The sequence below is a fragment of the Leptolyngbya sp. AN10 genome, assembly GCF_050565645.1.
Lineage (GTDB): Bacteria > Cyanobacteriota > Cyanobacteriia > Leptolyngbyales > Leptolyngbyaceae > Leptolyngbya.
The window spans coordinates 98,461-120,801 of sequence record NZ_JBNXVP010000013.1 but is presented as its reverse complement, the minus strand read 5'-3'; the positions used below and the strand labels follow the sequence as shown (position 1 = coordinate 120,801).

The 22,341-nt window shown below is 46.0% G+C and carries 25 protein-coding genes and 1 riboswitch; of the genes, 9 read left to right on the top strand and 16 right to left on the bottom strand.

The genetic code is table 11. From position 1 onward, the window contains the following. Window positions 1-290 precede the first annotated feature (290 nt). From ACQ4M5_RS19335 to ACQ4M5_RS19325, 3 genes are all read left to right on the top strand, one after another. Window positions 291-950 (top strand): hypothetical protein, encoded by a 660-nt coding sequence (locus tag ACQ4M5_RS19335; protein ID WP_430677300.1) that lies wholly within the window; start codon window positions 291-293, stop codon window positions 948-950. A gap of 132 nt (window positions 951-1,082) precedes the next feature. After that, window positions 1,083-2,099, top strand: a complete 1,017-nt coding sequence (locus tag ACQ4M5_RS19330) for a helix-turn-helix transcriptional regulator (RefSeq protein ID WP_430677299.1) — start codon at window positions 1,083-1,085, stop codon at window positions 2,097-2,099. Between the two features lie 98 nt (window positions 2,100-2,197). Then, window positions 2,198-3,595 (top strand): TonB-dependent receptor plug domain-containing protein, encoded by a 1,398-nt coding sequence (locus ACQ4M5_RS19325; protein WP_430677298.1) that lies wholly within the window; start codon window positions 2,198-2,200, stop codon window positions 3,593-3,595. Here ACQ4M5_RS19325 and ACQ4M5_RS19320 read toward each other — a convergent pair. Then, window positions 3,546-4,372 (bottom strand): IS5 family transposase gene (locus ACQ4M5_RS19320; protein WP_430674732.1). Its coding sequence is split into 2 segments (ribosomal slippage): window positions 3,546-3,985 and window positions 3,985-4,372, totalling 828 coding nucleotides; the frame shifts between segments, so codons are not numbered across the junction. The genes ACQ4M5_RS19325 and ACQ4M5_RS19320 overlap by 50 nt on opposite strands. Between ACQ4M5_RS19320 and ACQ4M5_RS19315 the strand changes: the two genes are divergently transcribed. Together ACQ4M5_RS19315 and ACQ4M5_RS19310 are read left to right on the top strand one after the other, a co-directional pair. Continuing rightward, window positions 4,345-5,640: a TonB-dependent siderophore receptor gene (locus ACQ4M5_RS19315; RefSeq protein ID WP_430677297.1), complete on the top strand. Its 1,296-nt coding sequence runs from the start codon at window positions 4,345-4,347 to the stop codon at window positions 5,638-5,640. The genes ACQ4M5_RS19320 and ACQ4M5_RS19315 overlap by 28 nt on opposite strands. A gap of 91 nt (window positions 5,641-5,731) precedes the next feature. Next, window positions 5,732-6,676 (top strand): ABC transporter substrate-binding protein, encoded by a 945-nt coding sequence (locus ACQ4M5_RS19310; protein ID WP_430677296.1) that lies wholly within the window; start codon window positions 5,732-5,734, stop codon window positions 6,674-6,676. 88 nt (window positions 6,677-6,764) lie between these two features. Here the strand turns inward: ACQ4M5_RS19310 and ACQ4M5_RS19305 are convergent, their stop codons facing one another. The 7 genes from ACQ4M5_RS19305 to ACQ4M5_RS19275 form a co-directional block, all read right to left on the bottom strand. Further along, window positions 6,765-6,941, bottom strand: coding sequence for a DUF4351 domain-containing protein (locus ACQ4M5_RS19305; RefSeq protein WP_430677382.1), 177 nt, complete (start codon window positions 6,939-6,941; stop codon window positions 6,765-6,767). A gap of 68 nt (window positions 6,942-7,009) precedes the next feature. Then, window positions 7,010-7,156 carry a hypothetical protein gene (locus ACQ4M5_RS19300; protein WP_430677381.1) on the bottom strand — a complete coding sequence of 49 codons (147 nt, stop codon included), beginning with the start codon at window positions 7,154-7,156 and terminating at the stop codon, window positions 7,010-7,012. After that, window positions 7,084-7,353: a hypothetical protein gene (locus tag ACQ4M5_RS19295; protein ID WP_430677295.1), complete on the bottom strand. Its 270-nt coding sequence runs from the start codon at window positions 7,351-7,353 to the stop codon at window positions 7,084-7,086. The genes ACQ4M5_RS19300 and ACQ4M5_RS19295 overlap by 73 nt, the downstream gene beginning before the upstream one ends. Further along, window positions 7,346-7,582: a type II toxin-antitoxin system RelN family antitoxin gene (locus tag ACQ4M5_RS19290; protein WP_430677294.1), complete on the bottom strand. Its 237-nt coding sequence runs from the start codon at window positions 7,580-7,582 to the stop codon at window positions 7,346-7,348. The genes ACQ4M5_RS19295 and ACQ4M5_RS19290 overlap by 8 nt, the downstream gene beginning before the upstream one ends. Window positions 7,583-7,815: 233 nt before the next feature. Then, a complete protein-coding gene (locus tag ACQ4M5_RS19285; RefSeq protein ID WP_430677293.1) occupies window positions 7,816-8,718 on the bottom strand; it encodes an Rpn family recombination-promoting nuclease/putative transposase in 903 nt (300 codons plus the stop codon). A gap of 433 nt (window positions 8,719-9,151) precedes the next feature. After that, window positions 9,152-9,985 (bottom strand): iron-siderophore ABC transporter substrate-binding protein, encoded by an 834-nt coding sequence (locus tag ACQ4M5_RS19280; RefSeq protein ID WP_430677292.1) that lies wholly within the window; start codon window positions 9,983-9,985, stop codon window positions 9,152-9,154. A gap of 148 nt (window positions 9,986-10,133) precedes the next feature. Next, window positions 10,134-12,620 carry a TonB-dependent siderophore receptor gene (locus ACQ4M5_RS19275; RefSeq protein ID WP_430677291.1) on the bottom strand — a complete coding sequence of 829 codons (2,487 nt, stop codon included), beginning with the start codon at window positions 12,618-12,620 and terminating at the stop codon, window positions 10,134-10,136. Window positions 12,621-12,852: 232 nt separating this feature from the next. On the opposite strand from ACQ4M5_RS19275, the gene ACQ4M5_RS19270 reads away from it, so the two are divergent. Beyond that, entirely contained in the window at window positions 12,853-13,617 is a 765-nt protein-coding gene (locus tag ACQ4M5_RS19270) for an Rpn family recombination-promoting nuclease/putative transposase (protein ID WP_430677380.1), read from the top strand. On the opposite strand, the gene ACQ4M5_RS19265 is transcribed toward ACQ4M5_RS19270, so the two are convergent. Further along, complete coding sequence (locus ACQ4M5_RS19265) at window positions 13,614-14,021, bottom strand: helix-turn-helix domain-containing protein (RefSeq protein ID WP_430677290.1); 408 nt, start codon at window positions 14,019-14,021, stop codon at window positions 13,614-13,616. The genes ACQ4M5_RS19270 and ACQ4M5_RS19265 overlap by 4 nt on opposite strands. Next, the gene (locus ACQ4M5_RS19260) at window positions 13,996-14,235 is read right to left on the bottom strand and encodes a hypothetical protein (protein ID WP_430677289.1); all 240 of its coding nucleotides are present in this window, start codon (window positions 14,233-14,235) and stop codon (window positions 13,996-13,998) included. The genes ACQ4M5_RS19265 and ACQ4M5_RS19260 overlap by 26 nt, the downstream gene beginning before the upstream one ends. 115 nt (window positions 14,236-14,350) lie before the next feature. Between ACQ4M5_RS19260 and ACQ4M5_RS19255 the strand changes: the two genes are divergently transcribed. Both ACQ4M5_RS19255 and ACQ4M5_RS19250 read left to right on the top strand, forming a co-directional pair. Continuing rightward, window positions 14,351-15,010, top strand: coding sequence for an ABC transporter ATP-binding protein (locus tag ACQ4M5_RS19255; protein ID WP_430677287.1), 660 nt, complete (start codon window positions 14,351-14,353; stop codon window positions 15,008-15,010). Continuing rightward, the gene (locus ACQ4M5_RS19250) at window positions 15,007-15,810 is read left to right on the top strand and encodes an ABC transporter permease (RefSeq protein ID WP_430677286.1); all 804 of its coding nucleotides are present in this window, start codon (window positions 15,007-15,009) and stop codon (window positions 15,808-15,810) included. The genes ACQ4M5_RS19255 and ACQ4M5_RS19250 overlap by 4 nt, the downstream gene beginning before the upstream one ends. A 35-nt stretch (window positions 15,811-15,845) precedes the next feature. Here ACQ4M5_RS19250 and ACQ4M5_RS19245 read toward each other — a convergent pair whose 3' ends face one another. The 6 genes from ACQ4M5_RS19245 to ACQ4M5_RS19220 form a co-directional block, all read right to left on the bottom strand. Beyond that, window positions 15,846-16,220 carry a DUF1636 domain-containing protein gene (locus ACQ4M5_RS19245; RefSeq protein WP_430677285.1) on the bottom strand — a complete coding sequence of 125 codons (375 nt, stop codon included), beginning with the start codon at window positions 16,218-16,220 and terminating at the stop codon, window positions 15,846-15,848. Window positions 16,221-16,272: 52 nt separating this feature from the next. Further along, window positions 16,273-17,073: an acyl-CoA desaturase gene (locus ACQ4M5_RS19240; RefSeq protein ID WP_430677284.1), complete on the bottom strand. Its 801-nt coding sequence runs from the start codon at window positions 17,071-17,073 to the stop codon at window positions 16,273-16,275. A 10-nt stretch (window positions 17,074-17,083) separates the two neighbouring features. Then, window positions 17,084-17,515, bottom strand: a complete 432-nt coding sequence (locus ACQ4M5_RS19235; RefSeq protein ID WP_430677283.1) for a hypothetical protein — start codon at window positions 17,513-17,515, stop codon at window positions 17,084-17,086. Between the two features lie 243 nt (window positions 17,516-17,758). After that, window positions 17,759-17,903: riboswitch (cobalamin riboswitch) on the bottom strand. 220 nt (window positions 17,904-18,123) lie between these two features. Beyond that, on the bottom strand, window positions 18,124-19,188 hold the full coding sequence (locus ACQ4M5_RS19230) for a CobW family GTP-binding protein (RefSeq protein WP_430677282.1): 1,065 nt from the start codon (window positions 19,186-19,188) through the stop codon (window positions 18,124-18,126). A gap of 102 nt (window positions 19,189-19,290) precedes the next feature. Beyond that, window positions 19,291-19,692 carry a Fur family transcriptional regulator gene (locus ACQ4M5_RS19225; protein WP_430677281.1) on the bottom strand — a complete coding sequence of 134 codons (402 nt, stop codon included), beginning with the start codon at window positions 19,690-19,692 and terminating at the stop codon, window positions 19,291-19,293. A 4-nt stretch (window positions 19,693-19,696) separates the two neighbouring features. After that, complete coding sequence (locus ACQ4M5_RS19220; RefSeq protein ID WP_430677280.1) at window positions 19,697-20,905, bottom strand: FAD/NAD(P)-binding protein; 1,209 nt, start codon at window positions 20,903-20,905, stop codon at window positions 19,697-19,699. A gap of 421 nt (window positions 20,906-21,326) precedes the next feature. On the opposite strand from ACQ4M5_RS19220, the gene ACQ4M5_RS19215 reads away from it, so the two are divergent. Beyond that, the gene (locus ACQ4M5_RS19215) at window positions 21,327-22,295 is read left to right on the top strand and encodes a CobW family GTP-binding protein (RefSeq protein ID WP_430677279.1); all 969 of its coding nucleotides are present in this window, start codon (window positions 21,327-21,329) and stop codon (window positions 22,293-22,295) included. Window positions 22,296-22,341: the final 46 nt, after the last annotated feature.

The window sequence follows — 22,341 nt, the reverse complement described above, 5'->3', positions numbered from 1 at the left end:
GATGTTAGATTGAGTCTCTTTCCAGCATTCTCGACTATCTCAAGTCCAACAACTCCAAACGGAACTGAGAGATCGCAACTATCAAACCATTGGGCATTTGGTTACGATCGCTCAACAAGCTTCTCCTACTGTTCGCGAAGCATGAGCCAACCTTGGATTTTCGCCATTTGATGAAGTCGTTATTAGGATGATCGAACTGCGAAATCGTGGTGAGTTCTAAAATTCGCCCCTCAAAGGCTAGCTGAATCGCTAGAATCGAGTCATATCCTGCCAATCAAGCGTTTAGAGCGATGCTATCTCGCCTCATTTCTTCCTCGATTTGCACCAGTGCGATCGCTGCTCTTCTCACCAGCAGCGTTCTGACTTCTCCCGCGATCGCAGCCCAACCCTCGGATCTTCCAATTGTTCGATCGTCAATTCTTCAGCCTGATCTGCGCGTTCCTTGGTCGCAACCTGTTCGCGTGATTGATCCATTTGAAGGCGAATCGTTAGCAGTGTTTGATCAGAATTATTTCTCGCGATCGTTCCGTAACACAAATGCTCAAGTCAAAATTGTTTCGCTGTGGAAGCCGGAGTCGGTTCGAGTCTTGCTTGCTTATAGCGGGAGAAATTGTACGATTGCTCGTAGTACATTTCCGCTTCGTCGTCGTTTGTATGCGTCAAAACTTGGATATTATCCTTTTGGATATTTTCATAATGATTTTCCCGATTCGGTTTGCGTTGTGAACAATGGGACTCAGAAGATTACGGGGCTTTCCGTGAGAGTAGGCGATCGCGTTTTCTCACTGAACAATAAAGAAGGGCAATTTCCGATCACTTCTGATCTTGCAGCCGCGTTAAAGAATGCACCAGAGCAAAATGTTCAACTAAGAGCCACAGCCGATAACGGAGAAGTGGTAGATAGTGCGATCGGGATTGAAACAGTGAGAGCTTGGAGAAGAATTTACTAGCTTGAATGACTTTCCTGCACGAACATCCATGCAGGAAAATCGTTGAATCAGGATTTTACAGATGGGAAGAGAATTCATGATATGCTTTGAGGAGTTTTAGTAAGAATCATTCTCAGTAGGGATTGGATCATCATGACCATTTCGGTATCTGAGCGAGATTGGGCAGAGTGGGAGGAAAAACGATCGCACTTGATTGAGTATTCCGATCCAGATGATCCAGATGATACGCTGACACCGCTACCGACTTGGATGGCGCAAGGGTATACGCGAGAAATTGACTTGCGGGAAGGGCTGGCGGTGCGGATTGATGATTTTCGGATGCGCGATCGAACTCAAATGGCATGGTCAGAAGAGGAGTCTTGGATACAGTTTCACTGTCATCTGTCTGGAGATCATCAGAATCCTATTTCGGAAATTGGCAACTCGGAATATGTACTGTACGGCAGTGGGATTATGCCTAAAGGGGTACTGACCTGCTCCGGTCAGTTTCCGATTCTAGAAGTCGTGGTCGAAATGTCGCCAGAGGTATTCATCAACTTTTCAGGTCGGGAAGGAATCGTACCGATCGAGTTTCAACCGTTGATTGGAACAGATCAGCCAGCTTATGCGCGGGATGGGGCGCTGTCTCCCATGATGCAAGGTGTGTTGCGGCAGATTGTTCAATGTCCTTATCTCGGATTGATGAAGCGCGTCTATTTGGAGAGCAAGGCGCTGGAACTTGTGGCGCTGATTCTGGAGCAGGAACAGGAGGTGCAGCAGGGAAAGCGCGCTGCTTCGCAGATACCGCAAGGGTCGCTGTTTCGACTCAAGGCAGAGGAGGTCGATCGAATTCACCATGCTCGAACGATTCTATTGCGGAACTTGGAGCAGCCGCCCTCATTGCCAGAACTAGCAAGGCAAGCAGGGCTGAATGAGAAGGCACTGAAGCAGGGATTTCGGCAAGTATTTGGAAAGCCTGTGTTTGGGTATTTGCATGATTATCGGATGAATCAGGCAGAACAGTTATTGATGACGGGAGAGATGAAGGTGGGCGAGGTGATGCAGCGCGTTGGATTTCGCGATCGACGTTACTTTGCGGAAACGTTTCGGAAGAAATTTGGCACGAATCCCAAGGACTACCTCAAAGCAAATCTGAAAAAGTCCGTCTAGCCTTCAGAAAAAGTCCCGCTCGTCCCCCAAGTCCCCATTGCGATCGCTGTTTTCGGTCTGGTATTTCTTGAGAGTGATTTTCAAGAAGGTGTGACGAGATGCGGATGCGATGGGCTGCGGGACAAGGATTACAGCAGTTGAGTTGGACGGTTAGCGTTCTGTCGGTGGTGGTAGCTGCGAGTGCTGGGGCGACGGAACCCGCGAAGGTGCTTCAGGCGCGGGATTTGCCTGCGAGTGCGAAAACGGTGCAGGAATGGACAGCACAGGTGGAAGCAGCAACCGCGCAAATTACCCAGATTCGACTGGTTCCGATCGAGGGTCGGCTTCAGGTGCAGATTGATACCGCCGATGGCAGAACGCTGCAAGCGACCACGCGAGAAGAAGGGAATACGCTGATTGCTGGGATTGTGAATGCGGTATTGGTGTTGCCGGAAGGGGGAGCATTTCGGGCAGAGAAACCCGCGATCGACATTACGGAAGTGACTGCAACTCAGACAAATGCTGCGACGGTGCAGATTCGGATTGTGGGAGATGGAATTGCGCCTGTTGCTGAAGTTGTGAACAGCGATCGAGGTTTAATCTTGAGTGTTGAGTCTGATGAAGATGCTGTAGCTGAAGAAGAAATTACAGTGACAGGGCAAGGACAGCGAGGCTATCGAGTACCGAATGCGAGTACAGCAACGAGGACAGATACACCGATTCGAGATATTCCTGCTTCGATTCAAGTTGTGCCGCGACAGGTTTTAGAAGATCGTAATGTTAGAACGATTAACGAAGCAGTTGAAACCGTCAGTGGTGTTGTGAGCGACGGCACTTTTTTCGGTGCGCCTGGACTGGAGAATAGGATCATTAGAGGATTTTCTCAAGGCGGTAGAGATGGTGGAGGAGGGAACTTGCGAAACGGCTTCCGAGATGGAGGCGCTTCTGGCTTGAGAGCGAGTGAGACATTTGAACAAGTAGAAGTTCTAAAGGGACCCGCATCGATTCTATTTGGCGTACAAGAACCAGGCGGAGTCATCAATGTTATAACTAAACAGCCGCTCAGTGAACCCAACTATGGAGTTGCTCTAGAAATAGGAAATCGTAATTTCTATCAACCCACTATCGATTTTTCAGGACCTTTAACCAGCGATAAAACTCTGCTCTATCGATTGATTGCGAGTTATCAGACTTCAGATGGTTTCCAAGATTTTGTAGACACCAAGTTAACCACGATCGCACCAACTATTACCTGGAAGCTTGGGGATCGTACCACTCTGAATCTATATTATGAGTATCTAAGATTTGTAGGGGATAGCCCTACACAACCTGCTGGGCTTTTTGATGGTAGTGCCATTTTTCCCAGAAAGTTTTTCCCAGGTTATCCACAAACTGCTTTTCTTGAAATCATTACCCAAAGATACGGATACACGCTGGAGCATGAATTCAATAGACCTCCTGCACGAATCAAATTGGATGAGCAAGCTCATAGTTCAGCAAGCCTGCGATCAAGTTGAACCGTAGCCCAAATCGCCTGCGACGGTTACGGTAGCGCTCCGATAAGATGCGAAAAATCTTCAACTTGCGAAAGGTATGCTCCACCGTGATACGAACTTGCGCTAATTGTCGATTAAACTGACGTTCTTGCTTGGAGAGCGGACGCTTGCGCGATTTTTTGTAGGGCGTACAACTGTAAGCATGAAGTCTGGCGATGCCTTGATAGCCTCGGTCTGCCACCCAGAGTTGCTCAAGTTGGGTCGGCAACTGCGAGTCCTTGAACAAGCGGAAATCATGCTTGCGCCCTTTGCCAAATGCGGTGCAGACAATTTGACCGCTGAAATAGTCTACGACGACTTGCGCTTTTAGTGTGTGCCATTTTTGCTTACCACTGTAGTAAGGTCGCTGTTTTTTTTTGGACGTTCAATCGGACTTTCGCTGACATCAACTAACAGGAGGTTCCACCCTGCATCAGGCGAGTGCAGCGCCTTCTTGCCCGGAAGCCGAAATTCGCCCGACCGAATCAAACTGTTCTCAACTTTCCGCACAATGCGCCCCACGGTCGTTTCATGAATCCCCCAACTTTGTCCGATGTGGAACTGAGTCCGATACTCGCGCCAATATTCCATCGCAATCAAGAGTTGATCTTCGACTCCAAACTTGCCTTGTCCGCCTCGTTTGCCTTTTCGGATCAGCTTGGGTTTGAGAATTTCAACCATTTTCTCGAAGGTTTCACGCTTCACTCCGCACTTGCGTTTGAACGATTTTGGTGGCAGGTGTTGAATGCGATCGTACATTTGATCAGTCTCCTGAGTGGCATCTAGTCCTCTTTTCAGGAGTTCAAATCTGTGATCAGGATTCGTGCAGGAGGTCTAATGATAATTTACAGATTCGTAACGCTATTACTGTAAGCAACAATTCTTACGTCGATCTTCGTCCTGGTGCTTCACAACTACTGGATAATCGGTTTCTAGTAGTTAGTCCTGAGGAGGGTAGATTCAGTGATCACAACCTTTTTGGTCAAATCGATCTTATTGGAAAATTCAATACAGGCTCGATCTCACACCAACTTCTGGTAGGGTTTGACTACAACCGTTTTAACATTCCGGTAACAGGTGGATTCGGTGCTACGAACATTCCTCCACTTGACATACTAAATCCGAACTATGACAACATTCCAGAGCCTATCTACGATACAACATTTGAGATTGTTGATACGATTCAATCCTATGGTGTTTATCTCCAAAATCAAGTTAAGCTTTTAGACAACTTGAAGCTTTTAGTAGGTGGACGATTTGACTGGATTTCGTCAGTTAGCGAGGGTGATTTTAGAAGAAGTGGTCAAGAGAGAAATAACAGTGCGTTTAGCCCTCGAATTGGTCTAGTATATCAACCAAGTAAAACCATCTCACTCTACGCGAGTTATAGTCAGTCTTTTCAACCAAGTCCGACCTTCAGCGCATTTAATACTGATGGCGAAGCATTCGAGCCAACCAAAGGAACCCAGTATGAAACAGGCATCAAAGCCGATTTTCTAGATGGAAGGCTTTCAGCAACCTTAGCTGTCTACCAAATCACTAAAACAAATGTCATTACTCCCGATCCACTGACTCCTAGGCTCTCGATTCAAACTGGAGAACAACGCAGCCGGGGAATCGAGTTAGATGTCACAGGTAGAATTCTTCCAGGTTGGAACGTAATTGCCTCTTATGCTTACACGGATGCGAAAGTCACTGAAGACAATAGTATTCCTGTAGGAAATCGATTACAGGGTGTACCAGAACACCAAGCCAGTCTTTGGACAACTTATCAGATTCAATCAGGGAGCTTAAGAGGGTTAGGATTTGGGTTAGGGCTATTTTATGTGGGTGAGCGGCAAGGAAATTTGGCGAATTCGTTTACGTTAGGCGATTACTTTCGGACTGACGCATCCTTGTTCTATCGCCGCGATCGCTTCAATGCAGCAGTCAACATTCGCAACCTATTCGATATAGACTACTTCAATGTTGGCTTAGAGAGAGGTGATCCTCTGACTATCACAGGCTCTATCAGCTTAGAATTTTAGCTTTTAGTTGATGAAGAATCGATCAGGAGAAACGGTTTTAGCAATGCCAAAGGCGATTCGTAGAATTTCTAGACTGCTACTTCTAATCGTCATGACGATTACACTTGCTGTTGCCTGCCGTAATCCCGTTTCACTAGAAGAAGGAAGCTTCAATCCTGTACAAGAACCAATCCTTGCACGAATTCCTACAGCTACAAAAGTAGTAGAACACGCTTTAGGTCAGGTCAAAATTCCACTTCACCCGCAGCGAGTAGTCGTAATGGACGGTAATATCTTTCTCGACCCTGTGTTGGCATTAGGCGTAAAGCCAGTTGGTATTGCACCTTGCTCTGACTGTCTAGAAGGTCATTCAGGAATCGATTCTAGCTTGACAGCAAATATTCCAGATGTCGGAGATGAGCAACCTTCGCTAGAAAAGATTCTTCAACTCAAACCCGATCTGATTCTATTGCACAAATATCAACAACGAATCTATCCACAGCTTTCTGCGATCGCGCCTACAGTTGTCATTGACTCTGACAGTGAAGTAGACTTCGAGAAAAATATCCGATACATTGCTCAACTACTTGGAAAAGTCGATCGTGTTGAAGCGGTTTTATCCGAGTACAGAAACAAGGTCAAGCAATTACGACAACAACTAGAGCCAAGATCAAAAACGCAGCGAATATCAGTGATTCAAATTTCTGGCTCAAACATCTATTCGCTTAAGCCAGGTCTTTTTCCATCTGACCAGATTTTGATAGATGCAGGCTTACAATTTCTTGAGAGCCAAGAGCAGCAACAAGATCCATTTTTACCCGTGAGTCTGGAGGCTTTACTCAATTATGATGCTGATATTTTATTCGTTATAGTAGTTTGGAAAAGAGATGCTGAAAATTTAAGTTCATTGTCTTTTTTGAAGCACCCTATTTGGTCAACCTTAAAAGCGGTTCAAAACAATCGAATCTATGCAGTGCAATGGGCAGGCATCGGAGGAACGATCGGCGCTGATCGTGTTCTTAGTGATCTCTATAAATATCTTGTGAAAGACTTCTAAAGTTGATAGCTCTTGCAGGTGCAATCGATCGCGCTCTGATTGTCGATCACATTAGAATGAGCAGCGATCTCACAATCGTTCATCCTTGCTAATCCTGTTCTACGATCGCTCTTTCTTCCAACCAAGCCTCTAAATCTGCCAACGTGGTGAAATCGAGTAAGTCTTCGCTGAGGTCTTCTAGGACAGGTAAAGGTAGGGATGAAAGGCGCGGTCGAGGAGTGGGATCGCCAAACCTGAAAGTACGATCGCATAAACCAAGTGCGATCGCATAGAACCTAAGTCGCTTAGAAGCAATTGTTCAACGATTCAATCTTCTCAAGCCAATTGCTTTCTTTATTCTTCCTGCTCGATGATTGCTTTAATCTCATCTGCATCAATATCAGCCTGCTCGGACTTTGGATAAATCGTCAGGAGAATGATCCCAGTTGTGGTTTGCAAATAGTAAATGAGGCGATATCCACCGCTTTTGCCTTTCTGAATATCCGTGTTGCGAATTCTGACCTTAAAGACCGCATACCGATATTCGCAATCTGATCACCAACGACATTGCCGTTCTGGAGTTCTTCAATAATCGGTTGAACATCTTGGTAGATACTGCGATACTTTTTCGCCAGAGTGCGTAAATCACGAGTAAAGGTTTTAGCCGCTTCCACCTGTACGATCGACGGCTCAGTCATGCTCAATCCCTTCCCAAATTTGAGACACAGGAGCGGTTTGTCCAGTCATCGCTTCGTGCCAAGCCTGGCGAAAATTAGTCAAAATTTCCGCTTTCGACACCCCAAAATCAGGTTCAGCGTCCTCAATCAAAACAATGACCTCGACTCGACCATTCACATCTGCAAGGGGCTGATCTAGATGAATCTGTCCCTGCTCGTCAACGTGACCTGTAACTTTAACTGCTCTCATCGCGCTTAACTGTATTTGGGTTAGTACTAAATTATAGCGATTATTGCTCTACCAATCGATTTTGCAGGTGAGCTTTGCTAATGCGCTTCCAATCAAGCCTCTAACTCTGCCAGCGTGGTGAAATCAAGTCAGGCTTCGTTGAGGTCTTCTAGGACAGGTAAAGGTAGGGATGAAAGGCGCGATCGCCAAACCTGAAAGTGCGATCGCGGTTTAGAACCAGAGAGCGATCGTGCCTATTCGTGATCGTTTTCACTCATCGGGTGTCCCTCTAGCCAAGCTTCTAAATCAGCCAAACTCGTAAGGTCTAGCAAAGCTTCGCTGAGATCTTCTAACAGGGGTAAGGGTAAAACGGAGAGACGCGATCGCATTTCCTCGGAAAGGTCTTGTTTGAGTCGTCGGGTTAACAGGCGCGTGACGAGGGCGAGTGCTTCTTGTCCGCGTACTTCTTCTCTACCCTCTTCTCTACCCTCTTCTCTACCCTCTTCCTTCGCTTCTCGGATTGCCCGTGGTTCCTGTGTCAAATCTAGTCCTAGCATCCCTTTGATCTCCGTTCGACTTAAATTCGTCAGTTTATAAACCAGAATCGAGGTCACAATATCTATTATGTCTTGTTTCTGTTCAGGTGTTAACGGCTCCTGTTCCGTTCGTGCAATTAGCCTTCTCGCGGCTTCTGGGGCTTCCGCTTCATTCATAATAGTCAGTACAATTGCCCCAACCGTGACCGGAAGAGAACTTACGTCCCCAAATTCGTCCAAATACACCCGATGCACCTGCTCCCCATTCAAAAACGTTCGATGCGGGTGCAGATCGCTTTGCTCGACACTACGCGGTGGATAGATAATCACAGTTTGCCAATCACTAAAGCGATCGCGACTCCGATAGAAATACAACGTAGATTCAGCCAGAAGTCGTTCGTAGAGCCGTTCATCCTTCTGCATCTGAAGCTCACAGAAGTAGATTGTCCCGATCACAGTGTCAGGCGGTAGAAACACCCCATCAATTTCAAACTTCGGTTCCTTCACCGCGACTGAATCAAACCGATAATCAGCCGCATTGTCTGGTCTAGTTCCAATCAGATCAAACAAGAGTGTGGGGGATTGTTGAAAGAGCTTATAAAACAGTGGATCACGGCGCATAAAACGTAGAGAGAACAACACGATCAAGTGTACTCTAAGGCTCCCATCAATGCAGGCGGCGCGAGTTCCATTAATGTATTGACGATCGAGCAACTTGCTGCCATTCAAATCTGCGATCGATAGCGTTTCCCATAGTCCAACAGTCGAGATAGGGAGGTAGAGCGATTTGAGCTTGGCATCATCCGATCATAAAAGTGTTCCCTCGCTAGATTACCGAGTCTCGGCACTCTACAGAAGCCCATTTTGGCAGTTAGCGGAACTTTTTTTGAATGCTAGACGGACTTTTTTGGAATCATTGGAATTTTAGCAATCGCAACTTCCCGCAACTGCTCTGAAAACTGGTTGTGAGTAATATTGCTTGTCTTGCTCTGAGCATAGCGATCGCTAAATTCTAGTCAAGCATCAGCGCAAAAAGTGTGGACTGAGTCATAGTTTACAGTCCATTAAGGAGATAGTTCTCTAGATCATCTAGGACTGCATTAATTGCAAAAACATCGGAGTTATGCCAATGTGCGCCGACAAGATACACTTTATCGTTTTGAACTACTTCTAGTTTTGACCATAGAGGACTTTGCTTCAGCTTGTCTAATGTTTTTCGATCGTCGGCTCTTTCCCAAGAGACAAAAAAGAGAACGTCTCCATCAATACTTAAGAGCGTTTCTTTGGATAGGTTTTCGATGTAAAAGAAATCGCCCTTCTGTGATTGAGGACGCTGTAACCCAACGTCCTTGAGAACTGAGCCAGAAAAGTGCTTTTCTCCATAAGACCAAATCCCATACTCTGAAGATGTATTGGAAACCGAAATCTTCATCGTCGTTCGTCGATCGCCCAAAGCTTGCTTGAGCTTTTCAACTCTTTGCCCATACTTGTTGATCAATTGCTGACCCACCTCTTCTTTACCCAATGCCTGAGCAACTTCCTCAAATTGCTTCTTCCAGGAAGGAGGAGGAAAAGGAATATCTAACAATACTGTGGGTGCAATGTAAGATAGCTGCTTGTAAACTCCTTTCAATCCAGATCCAGCTAAAATTAAGTCTGGCTTAAGTCGTAAGATCTTTTCGATATCAGGATCATTTGCTCCTCCAACCGCCTCTATTTGATCGACCTGATCTTGAAGATATTTTGGCAGGGGATATCCCGTAATATATGCTGATGCGATCGGGCGGACACCTAACGCCAAGCTATTGGCTAAAGTATCCAATCTAAGAGTTACAACTCGTTGAGGGTTTTGAGGAATGCAAGTGCTACCCATTATATGCTGCACCATTCGGCACCCCTCAAGAGGCTGCTTATGGGTCGCGATACTAGCATCATCAGTTGTACTGCAAGCCGCAATCAGTATTATTGCCAAAAAACTGAAAAGCACGAGATAGTAAAAGCGGCGCAAAGAAATTCTCATGAACTTCTACCCATTCTTAAAATCGCCATGAAAGTGTTCCTTGCACAGCAAAAGGCTCACCGACAAAGACTCTATTTCTAGAAACTGCACTTGCAAAATAGTCTACATTGAAAAGATTACGAAAATTAATTGCGGCACGAAACCGCTCCCGTTCGTAGAAGATGGCGGCATCTGTGCGAAAGTAGCTCGGTAGCTCAAAGCTATTATCCAGATCTCCTGCTCTTTCTCCAACATAGTAGAAGCCTAGACCAATTCCTAGCCCCTGCAAATCACCTGTTTGGATTCTGTAAGTTGTCCATAGGTTGAATGTGTGTTCTGGTGCAGAATACAAACGATTGCCGACAGGAATATCATTATCTGCTGTAACTCTGGCATCGTTATAGGCATAGCCCCCGATGACATTCCATCCAGGTAGAATTTCGCCGCTGACATCTAGCTCAATCCCTCGGCTTCTCTGTTTTCCAGTTTGAATCGAAAAACCAACGTTATCTGGATCACTTGTCGTTACATTGGAACGAGTCAAGTCATAGAAGGCAAGGGTGGCGGAAAGGGTGCTGCTGATATCAGCCTTCACCCCAATTTCGTACTGAGTTCCACGCTCTGGTTTGAAAACTTCTCCGGTCGCAGCGGTGCCGATCGTAGGGGCAAAAGAGCGGGCGAAACTCGCATAGAGAGAAATCGGCGGGATGGGTTGATAAACAATCCCTACCCTTGGACTAAATGCTGTATCCGATTGGCTGGTTTCTGTATTCGTCAGTCTATTAGTTGTACGCTCACCAAATATATCGATCCTTCCACCCAACAGAAGTTTTAGGTTCTCCGCTAGCGTAATTTGGTCTTGGAGGTAAATGCCAAGTGTATCTCTGGTTGTGAATTGGTCAAAGTTGCTACGACCAGTAGGAGATACTCTCTGATCAAAGACTGGGTTAAAAATATCTACCGGAGCGGCAGGAATACCGAATTCAAAGTCAGAGTCATTTGTATTTCGATTTAGACTGAAACCGAGCAGAAGTTGATGGTCAATTGAGCCAGTGCGAAACTTGCCAAGTAAATCGGTATTCAGGTAGTAGCTATCACCATAGAAGCTACCGATAATAGCACTTCGACCCAGTGTACGATTATCGGAGGCTAGACGACCGATATTAAAGTAAGGCGCACCATCTCGATCGTCGTCATCGTAGAATGTGTACAAGAACGCATTACGCAGCTTCCAGTTTTCATTAAATCGATGCTCTAGTCGATATCCAACTCTGCCAACCACGGTTAAATTATCTGTTTGTGGTCCTGTTGCATTGAAATTACGGCTTATCTTCCCATTTGGGTTAGGTAAAACACTTCCGGCTGCTGGTGCTCCAAGCGGTTGTCGCCCATTCCGCTCCGCGATATTAACATCACCTTCAACAACAAGGTCAGTATTCTTGCCCAAGCTAAAGCTCAAACTGGGAGCAATGGATAATTGTCTAGCTTCGTTAAAGTCGAGGAAAGTGTCACTACTCCAATAAGCTGCATTAAACCGATAGAGAACTGTTTTAGCATCATTCAACGGACCAGAAAAATCAATTGCTCCTCGATAGGTGTTGAGGCTTCCAGCAGTTGCACTGACTTCATAGAATGGTTCGCGTAACGGTTGCTTAGTCACAAAGTTGATAGTGCCACCAAGCGCACTAAATCCAGTTTCGCCATACAAAACAGAAGCAGGACCTTTTAATACCTCTAACCGTTCCACGTTAGCGAAGCCACTATCACTTGTAATTTGTGGATCAGGAATTCCATTTACAAGCGCATTTGTATAGTTCTCAAAGCCTCGAATAACAAAGAAATCTCTACCCCCAGCAGTACTCCAAATTGAGGTAACACCGCTGACATTTTCTAATGCTTCCGTGATGCTCCTTGCTTGGCGATCTTGCAGCACTTGTTGCGGCACCACTTGAATCGATTGGGGAATATCCCGTAATGGTGTATCAGTTCTTGTTCCCACGGAGGTATTGGGGACGCGATAGCCGTCTTGTGCCCCTGTTACTGTAATCTCCTCTTCCTCACCTGTTTCTGGTGTTACGGCTAAAATTAAACCTTGTCCAGAAACAACTTTCGCTGTCGGTAGATCATTCAGTCCAGTAATGCTGATCCGAATGGTAGTCGCATCTGCTTGAGTGACAGAAACGCGATCGATACCCTCTACAGGCTTCTCAAACGATCGTCCATCACTCAGCACTGCATTCGGCACCGTCAGAATCAGCGTATTTCCATCGGATTGTTGAGTTGCCTGTAGCGGTTGCCCATTCTCCGTCTCCAGCGTAATTTCTAACCCTTGCGAAGTGGGATTTACCTTTACTCCCGTCACCCGCACCAGTTGCGCCTGCTGTGTTTCTGTTTGCGCTATCCATTCTTTCACCGTTGTTGCCGCTTTCGGCTGATCCTGAATTCGAGAAATGGTTGGTTCTGCTGCCGTTGCAGACACCGCCCCAAGCAGCACAAACACACCAGCCAGCGACGCTCTCATCATCTTCACACCATTAGTTAGGAACGATTATCAATAGACAATACGGGTATGATGGATGCGATCGCTAGTCCTTTTTGGCGGTTAGACGGACTTTTTTTGACCAGTAGACGGACTTTTTTCGGAAAGAACTACAATCCTCTAAACTAAGAACGACTTCCCAGAGCGATCGCGCATGAGCTTTGATACCACCTGTCGGCGGCTGGCTGAACAATTTCCCGAAGACTTTGCAAGCTAGCTGCTCGGCTACCGAGTTCCACTCACCGAACTGAGTCCGACGGAATTATCGATCGAACCAATTCGCGCCGATAGCGTCATTCTGCTGCAAGGACAAAACGAAATTGTTCACATCGAGTTCCAAACCAAGCCCAAAGACGATGTCCCAATGCGATTGGCGGATTATCGCCTTCGCCTGCATCGGAAGTTCCCAGAGAAAACGATCCACCAAGTCGTGATCTACCTCCGAGAAACCAACTCTGAGCGGGTGTATCAGAACTATTTCGAGATTGCCGGAATGTATGCGGAGTTCAGTGTTATCCGAATTTGGGAAGTGGCTGCCGAAGAATTATTGGCGTTTCCTGGATTGCTGCCGTTTGCTGGGTTAAGCCGAACCAATGACCCAATCCGCACCCTCCGACAAGCCGTTCGGGAGATCCTAAACATCGAAAATGAGTCACAGCAACATGAAGCAATGGCAGCCACCTACATCCTCGCTGGGCTAAAATTTGAAACATCAGTGATTGCACAGGTCATACGGAGGGATGTGATGCGCGAATCTGTCACCTACCAAGCAATTTTGCAGGAAGGAGTCGAACAGGGGATTGAACAGGGGATTGAACAGGGGATTGAACAGGGGATTGAACAGGGTCGAGAAGAGGAGCGGCGGGAAATTGCCCTGAAGCTCTTGCGTGAAGGAATTACGATCGACCTGGTTAGCCGCACGACTGGACTTTCGATCCAGGCAGTTGAGCAACTTCGGCAACAGATCGAACCATCAGACTAGCGAGATTGCCGCTGCTGTCGAACGCAGTCGCCTGGATTCACGCCAAACTTTTTCCGAAACGCCTCCGCAAAATAACTTCGATTGGAGAAACCAACCTGCTGCGAAACCTCCTCAACCCTCAAATCACCTGTTGCTAGTAGCTGTCGCGCCTGATCTAGCAGATAGTGATGCCGATAATTAAACGTCGTCGTACCAAAACAAGCCCAAAATCCTTGCTTTAATGCGCGATCGTTGAGCCCCACCCTTCGCGCCAACTCCATTGAAGAAGGCGGATTATCTAGGCGTTGCAGCAGAATTTTTCTGGCGGCATGGATGCGATCGACTTCTTCGGGTTTGAGCTTTTTGCAGGGCTGAGGTTTGGATTCTGTTAACAGCGGTTCAACCCCTAAAAGCAGCATGGTCATTGAACGAAACAGCAATATCGTCATGCTGTTGATAAGACTCGATCGATAGCCCTAATCCTTCTCGTAGTTTAATTCTTTGGATCTGTCCGTGTCCCAGTTCGCTGGGATAAGGCGCAACACTATCAGCGACATTCTCCGGGTTAAGACATCGAGACTGTTCCAGCGTCGCATCAAACAGCGCATCGTAATCCTCGCCAGAAATTGTAAGCGCCATAACACTCTGTAACTTGGTTAATCTGCGTTAACAAATTATCTTGACACAATTGATACTAATTTTCAATAACTATCATTGCGAATCTAAAATTCTGTATATTAATTTTGCTGTGCTGATGGAAGCCAATTTGTTAATCATCCAGGATTTAGGGCGGCAAGTTCAGGGAAAGTGGGTTTGGAAGCATCTTAACTTTGAGTTGCTTCCGGGTAACCGATGGGCGATCGCAGGTGAAGCCGGAACCGGAAAAACATTGCTGTTAAGAGCGATCGCAGCACTCGATCCAGTTCAATCTGGAAGCATCGCCTTTCAAGGCAAAAAGGTAACGGACTGGTTTGTTCCCCAGTACCGATCTCAAGTCTTATACCTGCACCAGCGTCCTGCCCTGCTCGAAGGAACGGTTGAGCAGAATCTACAAGCTATCTACAAAATGGCGGTTCATCGCGATCTTGCGCCTTACAGTGTTCAAAAATCGCGTATTTTGCAGTATCTATCCGTTTTAGAGCGATCGCCTGACTTTCTCGATCGTCCCATTCATGCTCTTTCTGGTGGAGAAGCACAAATCGCCGCATTCTTACGCGCCTTGCTCTGTTCTCCCACGGTATTGCTGTTCGATGAGCCGACTGCATCTCTCGATGCCAACACGGAGCAAAAATTTGAGTCTCTGGTGCATTTCTGGCAACAAGAAGACGCAGCGCGATCGTATTTCTGGACAAGCCACGATCCAGAACAATTAGCACGAATGACCGATCATCGTCTAATCCTCAAACGCCCATGACGAACTATGTTCTGATTAGTAATGGACAGCTTGCACTAGCAGCAATGCTGATTTTGATCAATCTTATCCTCTCGATCGTGCTACAGCTTCGCTTAGAAAAACAGTTGTGGATCGCCTCAGTTCGGATGACTGTTCAGCTTTTGCTAGTTGGCTATATTCTGAAGTGGATTTTTACGCTCCAGTCCCCGATGCTTGTTCTAGCAGTCACTTTAGTGATGGCACTTCTAGCAGGACAATCTGCGATCGCTCGAACAAAACGCGGCTATCGAGGAATGTTTTGGAATAGCTTTGTTTCGATTTTTGCTTCCTCTGCACTGATGATTGGAGCGATCGTTACAGGAATCATTCGAGTTGAGCCGTGGTACAACCCGCAATACATTATCCCGATGTTAGGCATGATTTTAGGAAATGCTTTAACGGGAACTTCTTTAGCACTCGATCGCTTTACTGAGGATTTAACAGTTCGACGAGATCAGATCGAATCTTTGTTGGCGATCGGTGCGACTCGTTGGGAAGCTGCTCAACAGACAATTCAGGAAGCGGTAAGAACGGGAATGATTCCGACGATTAATCAAATGATGGTTATGGGAACGGTCAGCTTGCCTGGAATGATGACGGGACAGATCATTGCAGGAGCCAATCCAACCGATGCAGTGCGCTATCAGATTGTGCTGATTTTCGCGATCGCGGCAGGAACCGGACTTGCCACGATCGGAATTGTGTTACTAGGATTCCGATCTCTGTTCAACACTCAACATCAATTAAGGCTCGATCGATTGCAACCGAAAGAAAAATCTTGACTGTTCAAGGCTTGAGCAATCCTGAGAGATTTCTATTACGGATTGTTGTTTGGTAGCAGTGGTAGAACTGCATGAATTTTTTGCTTGATCGTCTCTGGACGCTCTTTGTATGGAACTTTTCCATCTGTACAACTTGCATGTTGACGACCAAATTGCAGCAAATCTGAAACCGATTCTGTTGGAGATAAGTTACTCAGCACGAACGTTAGCTTGTTAGGAGCGGCAAAGGCAGCAACACAGGCAGACTGGCAGGCTCCCATACAGCGCACAGACTGTAAATTTATCGCATCAGAATGTTCGATCGCTTTACGAAGTTCGTCGAACAGAGTTTGACCAGGCTGCGGAACAGCTTTCGATTCGGATGCCGAGAAACGGCAGAGAACACAGACAAATAGAGTGGTTTGAGTCATTTTACTAAGCAGAATTCACGGCATCCAATTTCGCCAAAAAACAAGTGAAGCTTTAAGTTTTAATGTGAGTTGCAAGTCCTAGCTTTCCTAGTCCTCGGATCGTGATCCAAACGGGATCAATTTCCCACCAATGCCAGCCAAATCGTGCTGAAGCTTGACTGGCGTGGTGATTGTTATGCCAGCCTTCTCCGAACGTGAGCAACGCTACCCACCAACAGTTAGTAGAGCGATCGCTTGTTTCCACATTTCGGTAGCCGAAGGCATGACACGCACTATTCACAAAGCAAGTACTATGAAATCCTAGGAACAGTCGCGCAAAGATGCCCCACACGACAAAAGACATTCCGCCTAAACTATAAAGCAAAAGCGCAAGCACAAATTGCAGTGCAATATAGTGCTGATGACAAAACTGGTAGAACCGATCTTCAGCAATATCTTTTGTAAAGCGGCGCAATTCAGTTTTCATCGGAACTGTGTGCATTAGCCAACTAATATGACTCCACCAAAGTCCTTGAGTCGAATCATGCGGGTCGCCTGTACGATCGACATAGCGATGGTGCATTCGATGATAGCCAACCCATCCAATCACGGCTCCTTGACCTGCGAGAGTCCCACATAAAATCAGACAATACTCTATCCATTTGGGAGTCCGAAAGCTCCGATGAGATGCTAATCGATGAAAGCCGAGCGAGATGCCTAGCCCAATGGTCAACCCATGCAGCAATAGTGCAACACCAACCGCAGACCAGCTAAAATAGCTAGGAAGCAAGGCGGACAATGCACCGAGATGTAGGACTAGGGTGAATATGATTACGTTCAAACGCGGACGCGGACTGGAGCGGACATCAATCATGTAATTTTTCCTAAGTTAAACTCGGCTGAAACTCCGCCCACCGTCGCTGCACCTGCTGGTAACAGTGAGGCGGAGAAATCGCTAGATTCTGAAGTAGATTGATTTCTACTTCTTGGTTCCTGCGAATTAGCAGTACGATCGCTTCTGTTGGATTGTAAGTGACGATCGCGCTTGTCACTACATCAATTGCGCTTTGCTCTAGCTCCAGTTCTTGCAGATACTTTGCAACTCGCGCCTGAGCAACGAAGAACGGATTGAACGCAACTGAATTAAATTGCCAGTCGATCGAATAAAGAATTGGATTGATCACATCGCACGTTAACAATCCTCGTTGATGCCGAAGATATCCATTCCAAGCAAGATAGCCAAGCGTCAAACTATTGTGATGAATGAATCGGGACTGCCAGTGAGTACAGTTTTCCTGCCAGCGGTCATTGTGCATTTTCAACTCTCTTTTGGAGAACTGAAATGCCTCTATCAAATTGATTAATTCGGGTCATGCTTATAGCGTCCTAATGTTGAAACTGAGAAGCTGAATCCGCGCTGTTTTCAGTTCAAAGCAGCGGTATATCAGTTACACCCTGAGATTCTCATTAAAACGCTATAGTCTCAGCGCCAGAGAATGAGCGCAGACAAATCGCAAAAAAGCTAAATCAACCATCATCCGTACCTCGCAGATGAAAACAACAAGTGAGCGACATCGGTGGGCATCCTGACTTAGAGAAGTTTAGCTCTCAATACAGTTGCGGGACAGCGCTGGATTTTCACCAAACTTTCCCCCTTGCGTCTGATGGCTGATCCCCATCAGAACCGATAGCATCCCGTAGAATAACACAATTAAGCAGCGATCGCGAAGCAATTTCCAGGTTTGATAATGGCTCACTTCTGAACTGAGAAAATCAACGATGTCGGCAGAATATACCTTTACTTACAGACGATCGGCTTCAGGATGTGTTCCCGTTTCTCAAGCAGAACCGCGATCGACACTCATCCTCACTCCCTAGAAAATTGAGGCATTGCCAAAAGTAAAAGAGTGTGTGAAAGCGGAAATTACTGAGCAATCATCTTAGAAGAAGCAGGTTCTAAGCATTGGTCTAACTGTTGTCTCAGTTGCTCAATATTTAAATCTCGACCAATTAGGACAAGCTGATTTGAAGGGGGTTTTTGCCACTCCTCGGTTTGAATATCGTAGCGTTTGCCACTTAGCTGGAAGATATGCTTCAAATAGCTTTCTTTGAACCAAAGCAATCCCTTTGCGCGAAAAATCTCGATCGGCAATTCATCCAGAAAATGCTGAAACTTCTGAACCGAAAAAGGTCGATCGCTCTGGTACGACATCGACACAAAACCATCATTTGCTAGGTGATCAGAATGATGGTGATGATCATGTTCGTCGTGATGGTGATGATCATGATCGGCGTGATGGTGATGATCATGATCGTGAGGTTCTGCTTGAGTCTCGGTATAAGCTGCTGGCTCGAAATATTCAACATCTAGAATGAGCGGAAGTGGAACTTTACCATACTGACTTTGAATGATTCTTGCTCCAGTTTTGGTACTACGAATCCACTCTTCAAGTGCTATCACCTGATGATGTCCTGCCAAATCTGTTTTATTCAGTAAAATGATGTCCCCATACGTAATCTGGCTCATTGCCGCTTGGCTCTCAAAATGCCCAGGTGTAAAAGTTTCGGCATCTACCACGGTTAAAATAGAATCGATGTGCGTCAAGTCCCGCAGTTCAGAACCAACAAAGGTAAGCACGATCTGTAACGGATCAGCGATACCAGTTGTCTCAATCACCAAGTAATCAATCTTGTCCTCTCGCTCCAGAATTCGATAGATAGCATTCACAAGATCGTCATTAATCGTACAGCAGATACAGCCGTTACTCAGTTCCATCATGTCTTCATCAAGTGAAACAAGTAGCTGTGAGTCGATGTTGATGTCTCCAAACTCATTCACCAGCACTGCAACTTTCAGATCTTCGCGATTCTTCAAAATCTGGTTCAGAAGCGTTGTTTTACCGCTGCCTAAAAAACCTGTGATGATCGTGACAGGCATTCCGCGCTTCGGAATTTGGAGATCAGTTGCAGCGTCAGAAGTGGAGTTCATAATACATTAATCCTCAAATATGGAAGGTTCTTGAGAACGGTTATCATTCTATATTAGATTTCAAGAGATTTTAGCTACAGACGGATTTTTTTCAGTAAAACATCAGTTTTCATTCGGTGAGTCTTGGCACTGCCAGCATAGTCCAAATAGCTCTAACGTGTGATAGTACAACTGGAAGGTCTTTGCCTGTTGCCATTGTTTTTCTAACTCTTGGAATGGGCAGGTTTCTAGCGGCGTAGAAGTGCCACAGCGCAAACAGGTTAAAAAGTGCTGGTGATGATCTACATAGCTATAGAGCGCTTCGCCTTGTGGAGTCGATCGACTTTGAACTAAGCCTTCTCGCCTCAGTGCTTCTAATGCTCGATACACTGTTGCTAATCCTAAAGACTGCCCTGAGGAGCGAAGTTCAGTAAATAGAGCTTGAGCCGAAATCGGTTGCTTCGTTTGTTTTAGCAACTCTAGTACTCTCGCTTGTCCGCGTGTTGGTCGAGATTGCGTCACCATAAGCTTAAGCACTCTTAGCTAAAATTCTAGGTTTAACCAACGCTGGCACAATACGATCGCTTGCCATTCTCGCACCGGATAGATTTCGAGCCGTTGGACCCACTTGAAGTGCTGCTAATCCACCCATCACAAATAGCTCAGACTTTGACCACCGTAAACAAGGATTTAGCACAGGCAAGCCGTTTACAACCTCAATCGGATACGCCTTGAGCATCTCCGAAAATAAGGGGTCTTTAGTCACATCAAATCGGGTTCCAGTTGCTAACCAAATGCGATCGTAGTTCCGCACTGCACCATTATCACAAGTCACCTGCCAGCCTTGTTCTTGCCATTTTGCTTCGATGACCTGACATTCTGGGTGAAACATAAGACAATCGCTATGTTTCGCACGTCTAAGCTGAGTCATCATTGCCGGAGTCAGAGAACCCCCATTCCGAGCTTGTTGAATCATTCGCGATCGCGCAAACCAATCCGGTTCTGCATAAAAGCCTTTGAGATATTTCGGACCTAACCAACCTGGATCAGCATCAAATAATTTTTCACTTAGCGATCGACGAGACATCAGACTAACGTGCGCTCCTCGATTAATTGCCCCGATCGCTAAATGCCCGCTTGTTAATCCACCGCCAACAATCAGAATCCGTTCTCCAGCGAGTTTCAGCAATCGCAAATCAATCGATCGAGAATGAACCAGTCGATCATCAGGATACGGCTCTGAAATACTGCTCACCCAGTCGGGAATTTGCGTGATTGCGCTTCCTGTTGCAACGATGACTCTTCGCGCCGAGATAGTCTGTCCACCTTGTAACTTCAACTGGAATGAACAATGCAAAGGTTCTATTTGGCTTACAGTTGCCGCAAGAACATGATCTTGAAGTTGCCAACGCTGTATGACATCCCGACAGAACGACTCATACAATGCTGTTCCTGGTAGATCGTAGGGCGGAAACAGTTGATTGGGTTTCGATTCTGCAAATCGTCTCAGAGCAAAAGAATTGGGTTCAGGATGATGGACAACGGGCGATCGCAGATGTGGAATTTCCTGCGCTGCAAATTGGTGCTGCCATTGCTGTATCCATTTCCCACTTGGATCAACAGCAATAACGCGATCGCGCAGTTTTTCGCGCTTCTGAAGGAGATGTGTTACTAAAGTCAGAGCTTGCATTCCAGCACCGACGATCGCAATATCAATCCGCTGAGAGATAGAAGACATATCAATATTGTGAGAACGAGTGTGAGAACGGTTATCATTATGGCTCAATTTACATCATAATGATAACCGTTCTCACAATATTGATTCCTAAGTCCAGCAAGCTCTCTCGCTTTGTTGCTGATCCGCCCTGAACTGGAAGTTCGGGCTAACGGTGCGAAGTAGGTTGAAACCTACTGAAGAGTCTATCCTAACTGGCTCTTAGTCCCTTTCAGGGACTTCGCACTGTTAGCCCCGATTTCAATCCGGGGCGAGATAGAACGGAGCGAGTGATCCTTAAATTAATTCAGCCCGTCTACTTAGTCCAGATTAGTCCAGATTAGTCATGTATTCCAGATTGCTCATCCTGTTCAGATTTCTCGGATGCCGAAATATCAAAAGTCTCTTAACTTGAGAACTGTTATCTTTCTCAGGAGTGAACAACATGGCTCAACGTTCGATTCCGGTTACGATCTTGACGGGCTATCTGGGGGCTGGAAAAACGACACTGCTCAATTATCTTCTGACTCAAGATCATGGCAAGAAAATTGCTGTCATTGTTAATGAATTTGGGCAAGTTGGAATTGACAATCAACTCGTTGCTCAAGCAGACGAAGAAATTATTGCAATGAATAATGGCTCAATCTGCTGCACTGTTCGCAAAGACTTGATTCGCATCATCCAAGAGCTTCTGCACCACCCACATCAGATTGAACACATTCTGATCGAAACAACTGGACTTGCTGACCCTGCACCCGTTGTTCAAACCTTTTTTGTTGAGGATGGAGTGAAAACAAACACTCATTTAGAAGCAGTTGTGACCGTGATCGATGCAAAACATATTCAAGCGCATTGGGATGCAAAAGAAGTTCAGGAACAAGTCTTATTTGCAAATGTGATTTTGCTCAACAAAACAGATTTAGTGACTTCAGATCAGCTTGATCCGCTGGAATCTAAACTACGATCGATGAATCCACTCGCCAAGCTCTATCGCACTCAGCACTCGCAAATCGGGGTAGAGGCAGTTCTGGGATTGAATGCGTTTGATGTTGATCATGCTTTAGCGATCGACGAAAATTTTCTGAGTAAGCACGTACACGAACACGATAAATCCGTCTCTTCAGTGTCACTCACGGAATCTGGAACAATTGATCTAGAAGCATTAACTTCGTGGCTCCATCAGCGATTGAACCATCACGCTGCTGATACTTTTCGAGTCAAAGGAATTTTCAACGTCGCTGATCAGAAGCAGCGGTATGTGATGCAGGGCGTTCATAGTCTAGTCAGTGGACATTACGATCGCGATTGGCAGCCCCAAGAATCTCATCTAAATGAACTCGTATTCATTGGACGCAATCTCGAAGCAGAGCAACTGAGAGAAGAATTTCAAGCCTGTTTCGTTGAGATTCAATAACGCGACTTGCGCGATCTAAATCTCTCCCTATAATAGGATGATAACG